Consider the following 9180-nt stretch of genomic DNA (forward strand, 5'->3'; position numbering starts at 1 on the left):
TCACCGACGCCGGGAACACGTTCGTCGTGATGTCGATGATGGCTCGGTTGACGGGGTGTTTCGCGCCGTACTGCCCGGCGAGGCCGAGCGCGCCCGCCCAGTCGAGCACCGCGACGTTTGCGACGCCATCCACGGCGTGACCCCAGATGACGACCGCGCCCATGGCGGCCGTTCCGGCGTTGATTTCGGGTGCGTATCGGTTCACCGCCCACCAGACGACGGCGGTGACGAGCGTCGCACCGCCGAGGACGACGACGAGCATCTGCGGGTAGAACCTGACAGTTTGGGTCGTCATTGCCAACATCACCAGATAGCCGACCGTCGCGGCGAGGACGAGCGTGCCGATTCCGGCGAGCGGATATTCGTAGTCCTCGACCACACCGCGGCGGGCGAGGGCGACGCTCACGACGAGGGCGGCGAGCGTGATGGCGAAGACGGTGAAGTAGATAACGGGGCTGATGATGAGCGTGTTCCACGGGAAGGGAATCGCGCTCTGGCCGACCTGTCCGAGCGCGTCGTTCGCGTCCTCCACGACGCGCAGCGCGCCGCCGAAGAGCATGAACGGGAAGAGCGCGTAAAAGAGGCGTCGCTCCTGTCCGACGTTCAGTCGGCGGAGGAGGTAGACGACGCCAATCAGCGCGACGATGAGCGTGACCGCGTAGCCGATCTCTGAGACGAGGGTGTAGCCGGGTTCCGCGACCGGACCCGGCGCCGTCGCACACGTCGCCGCGTCGTAGATGTACTTCGTCGTGCCACCGTCGCGGACGGCACAGGAGGCGTTGTTCGCGTCGGCCAGTACCGGACCCCAGAAGTAGTGCCAAATGAAGCCGTCGTACACCTGTTTCGGGAACGCGAGCGCACCGCCGACCAGCGCCACGATGGCGGCAGCGACGGCCCCCATCCACAGGCGCTCGTTGTCGGCTTCCTCGCTTGCTGTGTCCATATCGCACGAACCGAAGCGAGCGGGTTTTAGGGTTCCGGTCTTGTCACTCCTCAAGACCCATTTCGAGGGGGAGTTCCTCGCTCTCGTAGGGTGACCCGAGGACGACCATCGTCTGTGAGCGGGCGAACCCGTCCATCTGGGCGATGTTGTCGAACATCAACTCGCGGAGACTGTCGGCGTCTTCGGCGTACACCCGGGCCATCACGTCCCACGACCCGGTCGTCAGGTGAACCTCCTGAATCCCGTCGATTCCTTCGAGGCGTTTGAGCGTGTCCTTCTCGCGCCCCTGTTCCACGCGGAGACCGACGAACGCGGAGATGCCGAGCGAAACCTCTTTCGGGTTCACGGTGGCGTGATAGCCGGTGATGACGCCCGCTTCTTCCATGCGATTAACGCGGTCGTGCACCGTCGCGCTGGACATGTCTATCTGTCGCGCGATTTCGCTGAACGGTGTCCGGGCGTTCGCTTGGAGGGCTTTCAGAATGGCACGGTCTGTGTCATCCAGTTTCATATCGCTACGGTGAATCCCCACCGCTAAATAATTGTACACACCACGCTCTGTCTACTTGCAATAAATAGATTATAAATTTCGTTCGTTTAATTTCCGTAGTATGGTTCGGCATCGCGGGCCGCCGCGAGCACTTCCTCGTGCACTTCGCCGTTGGAAGCGACCAATCCGCGACTCTCCGTCGTCCACGGTTCGCCGTGGATGTCCGTCACCGTGCCGCCCGCCTGCCGAACCATGAACGCGCCCGCAACGGTGTCCCACGGGTTCGGAACGATGTTCGTCACGGTGCCGTCCAGCGCGCCGCTGGCGACCATTCCGAGGACGATTTGCGCGCAGCCGAACCGACGCATGTCGCCGAATCGCTTCACGATGCCCTCCGCCGTCGCGGCGTACTCTTCGCGGCGGTCGAAGTCCCACCAGACGGTCGGGCAGACCGTGAACGTCTCGGGGTCGGTGCGGTCGCTGACCGTAATTCGCTCGCCGTTCAGGTACGCTCCGTCCGCGTCCGCCGTGTACACGTCGTCCAACGCCGGGCAGACGTTCGCGGCGGCGACGGCTTCCCCGTCCCGCACCGCGGCGACGCTGGTCGTCCACAGCGGAATCCCTCGTACGAAGTTGTTCGTCCCGTCGATGGGGTCGATGACCCACACGTCGCCCTCCGTCGGGACCTCCTTCAGCGCGTCCTCCTCCTCGCCGACGATGGCGTCCTCGGGGAACTCGTTCCGGATAACTTCGATGACGCGGCGCTGGCTGTTGCGGTCGGCTTCCGTCACCACGTCGGTCTTGTTCGATTTCGTCTCGACAGCGAGACCGCTTCGAAAGCCGTCCGCGGCGATTTCGCTCCCCGCTGTCGCGGCGCGCTCCGCCAGTTCGAGGCGGGATTCCACGTTCGTCATGGTTCCAGAGGCGCGGCGACATGGAAAAGGAGTGTCGTTTCTCGATTCGCAACGTTTTAACACCCGCACGATGCAATACAAACTGCGTGCGAGGGTAGCCAAGCCCGGCCAACGGCGGCGGACTCAAGATCCGCTCCTGTAGAGGTCCAAGGGTTCAACTCCCTTCCCTCGCACTCACACGAGTGCAGGAAGACCGCACAGAGCGTTCTTCCCTCGCAAACTGCAGGCCTACACAGGCTCTCGCAACACTTCTGACGACGACCGATTCGATAGTGACCACTTCATTGCGGTCGAGGTTTCGCGGAGGTATTCGGAGAAGGGTCCCGACGTCTTTTGTCGTCCGAGAGCGCAACGTGTTTTTCCGCCCGCTTCGAAACCCCGTCCATGAAACCGAAGCCGATAGCCGACCTCGGGCCGGACGAGCGGCGGACGCTGTTCGACCGCGACGCCGGAATCGAGGGCGTGCGGAGCGACGTGCGCGACATCATCGACAAGGTGCGTGAGGAAGGTGACGTTGCGGTCAGGAATTTCTGCCGCGAGTTCGACGGCGTGGAGGTGGGCAACATCGACATCACGGACGACGCCGAGCGCGCCTACGAGGAAATCGACGACGACGTGCGCGACGCCATCGAGGACGCGGCGGCGAACATCCGTGAGTTCCACGAGGCGCAACTGCCCGAGGACTGGCGGGCGGACTTCGACGGGCGCGAACTCGGACGCAGGTTTCGCCCCATCGAGCGCGTCGGGGTGTACGCACCCGGCGGCACCGCGGCCTACCCCTCCAGCGCGCTGATGGGCGTCATCCCGGCGAAGGTGGCCGGTGTGGAGCAGGTGGCCGTCGCCACGCCGCCCGGCGAGCCACAGAACGACATCACGCTGGCCGCGATTCACGCCGCGGGAGCGGACCGCGTGTATCGCGTCGGCGGCGCGCAGGCCATCGCGGCGATGGCTTACGGAACCGAGCAGATAGACCGCGTGCAGAAGGTCATCGGTCCCGGAAACAAGTGGGTCACGGCGGCGAAAGCGGAGGTGCAGGGCGACGTGGCTATCGACTTCCTCGCCGGACCGAGCGAACTCCTCGTGCTGGCCGACGACTCGGCGGACCCAGCGTTCGTCGCCAGCGACGTGGTTGCACAGGCGGAACACGACGAGAACGCCTCTTCCGTCGCGGTGACAGACGACGCCGATTTCGCCGAACAGGTCGCTGAAGAGGTCGAGAAGCAGGCGGGCGAACGCGAACGCGAGGACGTGATTCGGGCGGCGCTCGACAACGACGCCAGCGGGGTGTTCGTCGCGCGCTCCATGAGCGAGGCGCTCCTCTTCGCCGAGGAGTACGCCGCGGAACACCTGTCGATTCAGGCCGAAAACGACGAGGACCTTCTCTCGCGTATCGACAGCGCAGGAAGCGTCTTCCTCGGACCCTACACGCCCGTCGCGGCGGGCGATTACGCCTCCGGGACGAATCACGTCCTGCCGACGACCGGCGCGGCGAAAATCACGGGTGGCCTGTCGGTCGATACTTTCCTCCGCTCGACGACGGTCCAGCGGTTGGACGAGGACGCGCTCGATTCCCTCTCGGAGACCATTACGACGCTCGCGGAATCGGAAGGGTTGGACGCCCACGCGGAGAGCGTCCGCAAGCGATTCGAGTAGTCGATAATCGAATCTGAGGGGTTTCAGAAGTCGCCGTTGACGATATCCACGACGCGCTGGGAGTCGTAGAGCGGCTTTTCGACGCCGTACAGCAGTTTGGCGGTTCGTTGGGTGAGGACGAGGTTCGTGATGGGGCCTTGGTACAGGCCCCCGGCGCGGTAGACGTCCCCGTTTTTCACGGCGGTGAGTTTACTGGCCGTGTTGTCGTTTTCGAGGAACTTGATGACCGTGTTCTCGAACTCCGTTCGGGTCTTGCCCTCGTACGCGCGAAGCAGGAGGACTTCCGGGTCCACTTTCAGGAGCGTTTCGAGGTCGATAGAACCGCGACTTCCGTGGAAGTCCTTCACGTCCGTTTTCGCCAGCGCGTCGCTGACGCCGAGGTCGTTCAGGTGTTTGAACCCGGTCCCCTTCCCGATGATGTAGGGGTAGAACTTCGTCGGTTGGTCGCCGACGCCCCAGACGACGGCAGCCGACGGGCGCTCGCTTTTCTTCGGAACGACGTCGGAGATGTTGGATTGGAAGTCGGCGTGGAGCTTCTCGAACGCCTCGTAACGGTCGTGTCGCTTGAACACCTTCGACAGCTTTTCGAAGCCCTCCATGAGGGTGTAGTACCGGTAGTCTTCGTGCCACGGATAGTGCTGGGCGTAGATGCAGTTGCCGAACAGCGGCGCGATGTTCTGCTTGATTTCGTCCACGTCCTTCTGTTCCCATCCCTTGAACCGGTTCATCAGGAAGTTGGGGTCCATCACGTGCACGTCGGCGTCGAGTTGGTAGAACAGCTCCTTGTTGACGCCATCTTGATACAGTGACTTGATGTCGCTTTTGTCCACCGAAAGGCCGTCGATGGCGTCGTAGTACTGCGTGTGGTATCGGCTCGCCATCCAGACGGCTTTCGGCGGTTCGAGGCCGAGCGCGATGCCCATGTCCGCCCAGCTGCCGTTGTTGGCGACCCACGTCTTCGGGACGCTCTCGAACTCCACCTCGCCGACCGGCGCCATCGAGACGGAGTACGGTCCGTCCGTCGTGGTCGTCTCCTCTGCCGCGGTCGTGGATTCGCCCTCGTTCCCGGTCGTCGTGTCCGTCGATGGAGACCCGGAGTCGCTGTCGCTGGTACAGCCAGCGAGGAGACCGCCTCCCAGAACCGCTCCAGTTCCTTTGATAACCGTGCGCCGCGTGCGTCCTTCGTTCCGATTCATGGTTTTAGGCTCGCCTAAACCTTTATAGTCGTTTCGAAATTTAGGCAGGCCTAAATGCAGAGGAGGTCGCATCCAGGAGTCCGCCGAGCGCTCGTGTCGCTTCGGAACGTGTCGTCTCGATAGCGTGTCCTTTTAACGGGCGAGACGCGGGTTCACTCTCATGGAGAAACGAAGTCTCGTCGGGCGACGCTCGTTCATCGCGTCGAGCGCGATGGCGGTGCTCGCCGGCTGTGCTAGCGAAGGACGCGACAAAACGGATCCGACCACTTCGTCGCGCGACGGGACCGACTGGTCGAAGACGGGGGCGTCCACGGGTGCCGAAACGGGGTCGGTAGACGGAACGGAGGAATCCGGAAAGACGACGACCGTTCCGGTCGGTACGGTCGTGAAGGACGACTCCCTTGCGATGGTCGTCCGCGCGGTGAAACGGGAGGAGAAACGAAGCGAGTTCCGCGAGGCACGGAACGGTCACACGTTCGTCGTCGTCCGGATGGCGGTCAAAAATACGAGCGGCACGCACACGGACCTCGACGACTTCCTCCACGCAACCCTCGAGAGCGGGTCGGGCGAGAGTTACGACCCCTCGTTCAGTTCTCCCCGACATCCGATGAAGACCGGCGTCCTCGCGCCCGGTGAAGTCGTCCGTGGCGATGTCGTCTTCGAAGTGCCGAAAAGCGCGGCGAGGTTGTCGCTTCGCTTCGACTTCGAGGCGTTCAGCCGCTTCGAGTTCGAACGAATCACCGTCTCGCTCGCGGAAACGGCGGACTCGGTCGCAGATTTGAAACAGTCGCTCGGCGACGCCGTGCTGTCGCAGGGAACGGAAGCGTCACGCGACGGCGTTTCCGTCGTCGTTCACGGCATCCGAACGACGAAGAAACTGGACGAGTTCATCGAGGCCGACGACGGGTACGTGTTCGTGGTCCCGGACATCGAGATAACGAACGACGGGGACGAACGACTGTTCGTCTCGACGCTCCTCCAGATGCGCGCGAAGACGGGGACCGGCCTCGCGTACACGGCCGACATCAGCGCGAGTTCGGCGCTGAAACGTCCGGTCAACGAGAATTCCGACATCGAAGCCGGGGCTTCTCATCGCGGCGAACTCGCCTATCAGGTCGAGACGGGGACGGCACCGCTCCGGTGGGTGTTCAATTTCCTCGAGGCCGAGACCGCGTACAAGGCGTTTTGGAACCTTCGCTAAGCGGCGGCTGGTCGTCCCGTTCGGCGCGATAAAAAGCGATTTCGTCGGGCCTACCGTCCGAGCGCTTCGCTGGTCGCCGCCAGTCCGGCCTCCACGTCCACGTCCGCACCGTGTTCCCGGAGCGCGTCGCCGAGCGCGCTCACGAGATACGAGACGGTTTCGGGGCGGGCGGAGTAGCCCATACAGCCGATGCGGAAGATTTCGCCGTCCAAATCGCCCAGTCCGGTGGCGATTTCGAGGTCGTACTGGTCGAGCAGATAGCTCGTGATGTCGGTGTCCGTGACGCCCTCGGGGACGCGAACGGCGTTGAGGCTGGGGAGCCAGTACTCCTCGGGTGGGTTCATTTCGAGTCCCATCGCCTCGACACCCGCCTTGAGCGCGCCCGCGATTTCGCGGTGGCGCTCCCAGCGCGCTTCGATGCCCTCCTCGCTGACGAGGCGAAGCGCCTCGCGGAGAGCGTAGACGTTCGTGATGGGTGCCGTGTGGTGATACGCCCGGTCGTCGCCCCAGTAGCCTTCGAGGAGGGAGAGGTCAAGGTACCACGAACGCGGGGCTTCCTCGCGGGAGAGCACCTTCTCCATCGCGCGGTCGTTGAGCGTCAGCGGGCTCGCACCCGGCGGGCAGGAAAGACACTTCTGCGGCCCGGAGTAGGCCACGTCGATGTCCCACTCGTCCACCTTCAACTCGACGCCGCCGAGCGACGTGACCGAATCGGCGATGACGTACGCGTCGTGGCCGTGAGCGATGCTCGTCAGTTCGGAAACGTCGGGTTGAACCACCCCGGTGCTCGTCTCCGCGTGGACGAAGCCGAAGATATCGGGTTGGTGTTCCTCGAACGCCAGCTGCACGTCGGCGGGGTCGAGGGGTTCGCCCCACGGCGCATCGACGTGGACGACCTCCCCGCCCGCTCGCTCCGCCATCGACTCCATCCGACCGCCGAAATAGCCGTTAGTCGGAACCAACATCGTGTCGCCGGGTTCGACCAGATTGCCGATAGCGGCCTCCATGGAGGCGGAACCGGTCCCCGATACGGGAATGGTCCATTGATTCTCCGTTCTGAATGTGTATCGAAGGAGGTCTTGAACCTCGTTCATGATGTCGATGAACGACGGGTCTAAATGGCCGACCAACGGCGTGCTCATCGCCCGGAGTACGCGCGGGTGCACTTCGCTCGGGCCGGGACCCATCAGCGTTCTGTCTGGCGGTGTCAACTCGCCTACCGTGGGGTTCTCCATGTCGTCCCGTAGCACTCGGGGTGACAAAAATCCCGCCTTCGCGGCATCCCGTACCCAACGACCCGTTGATTCGCGCAACGAAGCGTTTCTCGCAACAAATACTTCTCGAACGGTCGAAACGGTCGCCTCTGTTTATTCGGTCTATCACTGTATGCGGGGATAGCCCAGTTCGTTGCTGGGTGGAGGAATACATATGACACAACAGGGACCCATGGAGCACTCGCAAGCGGGAATCAGTGGCGGTCGGTACGGACAATCACAGGAGTACGGACGAATGGGCGCCCGCCAGCGGGGCGGGATTCCACCGCAACGCGGCCAGCAGACTGCCTCACAGGAGTATGGCCAACAGGGAATCTCCCAGCAGGGAGTCGGCCAGCAGATGGGGCAGGGGACGAGCACGAGCGGCGGCCAGCAAATGACACAACCTGGCGGCCAGTTCGACGATCAGTTGCCGGGCGAGATGCGCGTCGCACTCGAAGACTTCGAGAAGGCCGCAAAAGTCTGTGATTGGTGTGCCGACCAGTGTATCGACGAGGGACCGCAGATGGCCGAGTGTATTCGGCTCTGTCGGGACGTTGCCGACCTCGGAACGCTGAACACGAAGCTTATCGCCCGCGATTCCGTCTTCGGACCGGAACTCGCGGAAGTGTTCGCAACCGCGGCCGAGGAGTGTGCGAGCGAGTGTATGCGACACCAGAACGCGCACTGTCAAGAGTGTGCGTCCGTTCTTTCCCGAGCCGTCGATTCTACCTACCGATTGCTCGACAAACTCCAGACGACGGAGGGGGGAGTCTCGACCCAGCAGGGGATTCCCACGCAGCAATCGCAGTTCTAACTCGCACTTTTCGGTCGTCGCAAGGGTGTGTTCCCGAGCCGAAACGGACCATACCCGGCACCAATTCCACCTTTCTCGAACGGTCGGGTGTGGTCGCCTTCGAACGGTCGGTCCGGTTTATCCCGACGACGAGTGAAGGGCAATTGCTCCGACGGGGAGCGAGGAACGACCATGACACAACGGTATCGACGACCACGAGAGGAATCGTTCGAACGGGGACCGCAACCGTCCGGTGGGCCCCACGTCCGACGGCAGCGACCGCCACGGTCGCACGGGACGATGGGCCAGCAACCGCGAACCCGTCAGGGGACGAATCAACGGTCCGAACGCCGCCAAATGGGAGGGGAAGTCGGTCCGAAGTCGGAGTTCGAGGACCTCCTCACGAGCGAAGTCCAGATGGTCCTCCACGACTTCCAGAAGCTCGAAACGACCGCCGAATGGTGTGCCAACGAGTGCATCGAGCGCGGACCGGAGTTGGCGACGTGCGCGCGGACCTGTCGGGATATCGCCGACATCGCGCACCTCGGCGTCCAACTGCTGTCGCGGAACCTGTACCGGCGCACCGACGTGGGGGACGCGATTCTGAACGCCTTCCTCGACGCGCGTGATGAGCTGCAACGGTATCGTTATCCTCCCGTGATGGACACCGTTCAGGTCCTCGACCGGGCGGTAGAGTCCCTCTCGAAGGCTATCGAAACCGTCCAACGACGAGG

Annotated in this window: 9 protein-coding genes and 1 tRNA gene; 5 read left to right on the forward strand and 5 right to left on the reverse strand. The window is 63.3% G+C overall.

The annotated features are described in order from the left end of the window. From BG842_RS07970 to BG842_RS07980, 3 genes are all read right to left on the reverse strand, one after another. On the reverse strand, positions 1 to 943 hold a 943-nt coding region (locus tag BG842_RS07970; protein ID WP_069450364.1), incomplete at its 3' end, for a DUF63 family protein. A gap of 43 nt (positions 944 to 986) precedes the next feature. After that, on the reverse strand, positions 987 to 1454 hold the full coding sequence (locus BG842_RS07975; RefSeq protein ID WP_007977744.1) for an Lrp/AsnC family transcriptional regulator: 468 nt from the start codon (positions 1452 to 1454) through the stop codon (positions 987 to 989). Positions 1455 to 1540: 86 nt separating this feature from the next. Then, a complete protein-coding gene (locus tag BG842_RS07980; protein WP_069450365.1) occupies positions 1541 to 2347 on the reverse strand; it encodes an inositol monophosphatase in 807 nt (268 codons plus the stop codon). A gap of 88 nt (positions 2348 to 2435) precedes the next feature. On the opposite strand from BG842_RS07980, the gene BG842_RS07985 reads away from it, so the two are divergent. Both BG842_RS07985 and hisD read left to right on the forward strand, forming a co-directional pair. Next, positions 2436 to 2520 (forward strand) — tRNA-Leu (locus BG842_RS07985). Positions 2521 to 2731: 211 nt separating this feature from the next. Beyond that, the gene (gene hisD / locus BG842_RS07990) at positions 2732 to 4000 is read left to right on the forward strand and encodes a histidinol dehydrogenase (RefSeq protein ID WP_069450366.1); all 1269 of its coding nucleotides are present in this window, start codon (positions 2732 to 2734) and stop codon (positions 3998 to 4000) included. A 23-nt stretch (positions 4001 to 4023) separates the two neighbouring features. Here hisD and BG842_RS07995 read toward each other — a convergent pair whose 3' ends face one another. After that, on the reverse strand, positions 4024 to 5196 hold the full coding sequence (locus BG842_RS07995) for an ABC transporter substrate-binding protein (protein WP_069450367.1): 1173 nt from the start codon (positions 5194 to 5196) through the stop codon (positions 4024 to 4026). Between the two features lie 160 nt (positions 5197 to 5356). Here BG842_RS07995 and BG842_RS08000 point away from each other — a divergent pair, with 160 nt between their 5' ends. Beyond that, complete coding sequence (locus tag BG842_RS08000; RefSeq protein WP_069450368.1) at positions 5357 to 6397, forward strand: DUF4352 domain-containing protein; 1041 nt, start codon at positions 5357 to 5359, stop codon at positions 6395 to 6397. A gap of 50 nt (positions 6398 to 6447) precedes the next feature. Here BG842_RS08000 and BG842_RS08005 read toward each other — a convergent pair whose 3' ends face one another. Then, a complete protein-coding gene (locus tag BG842_RS08005; protein WP_069450369.1) occupies positions 6448 to 7632 on the reverse strand; it encodes an alanine--glyoxylate aminotransferase family protein in 1185 nt (394 codons plus the stop codon). 193 nt (positions 7633 to 7825) lie between these two features. On the opposite strand from BG842_RS08005, the gene BG842_RS31255 reads away from it, so the two are divergent. Both BG842_RS31255 and BG842_RS08015 read left to right on the forward strand, forming a co-directional pair. Continuing rightward, positions 7826 to 8467 (forward strand): four-helix bundle copper-binding protein, encoded by a 642-nt coding sequence (locus tag BG842_RS31255; RefSeq protein WP_175424103.1) that lies wholly within the window; start codon positions 7826 to 7828, stop codon positions 8465 to 8467. A 171-nt stretch (positions 8468 to 8638) separates the two neighbouring features. Continuing rightward, the coding region (locus tag BG842_RS08015; RefSeq protein WP_254662985.1) for a hypothetical protein at positions 8639 to 9180 on the forward strand (542 nt) is incomplete at its 3' end.

The organism is Haladaptatus sp. W1 (assembly GCF_001723155.1).
Taxonomy (GTDB): domain Archaea; phylum Halobacteriota; class Halobacteria; order Halobacteriales; family Haladaptataceae; genus Haladaptatus; species Haladaptatus paucihalophilus.

Bases quoted from the DNA above. Each gene is read 5' to 3' on its own strand.
- BG842_RS08000 (WP_069450368.1), top strand. From the start codon at position 5,357: ATGGAGAAACGAAGTCTCGTCGGGCGACGCTCGTTCATCGCGTCGAGC.
- BG842_RS07975 (WP_007977744.1), bottom strand. From the start codon at position 1,454: ATGAAACTGGATGACACAGACCGTGCCATTCTGAAAGCCCTCCAAGCG.
- BG842_RS07995 (WP_069450367.1), bottom strand. From the start codon at position 5,196: ATGAATCGGAACGAAGGACGCACGCGGCGCACGGTTATCAAAGGAACT.
- BG842_RS07980 (WP_069450365.1), bottom strand. From the start codon at position 2,347: ATGACGAACGTGGAATCCCGCCTCGAACTGGCGGAGCGCGCCGCGACA.
- BG842_RS31255 (WP_175424103.1), top strand. From the start codon at position 7,826: ATGACACAACAGGGACCCATGGAGCACTCGCAAGCGGGAATCAGTGGC.
- hisD (WP_069450366.1), top strand. From the start codon at position 2,732: ATGAAACCGAAGCCGATAGCCGACCTCGGGCCGGACGAGCGGCGGACG.
- BG842_RS08005 (WP_069450369.1), bottom strand. From the start codon at position 7,632: ATGGAGAACCCCACGGTAGGCGAGTTGACACCGCCAGACAGAACGCTG.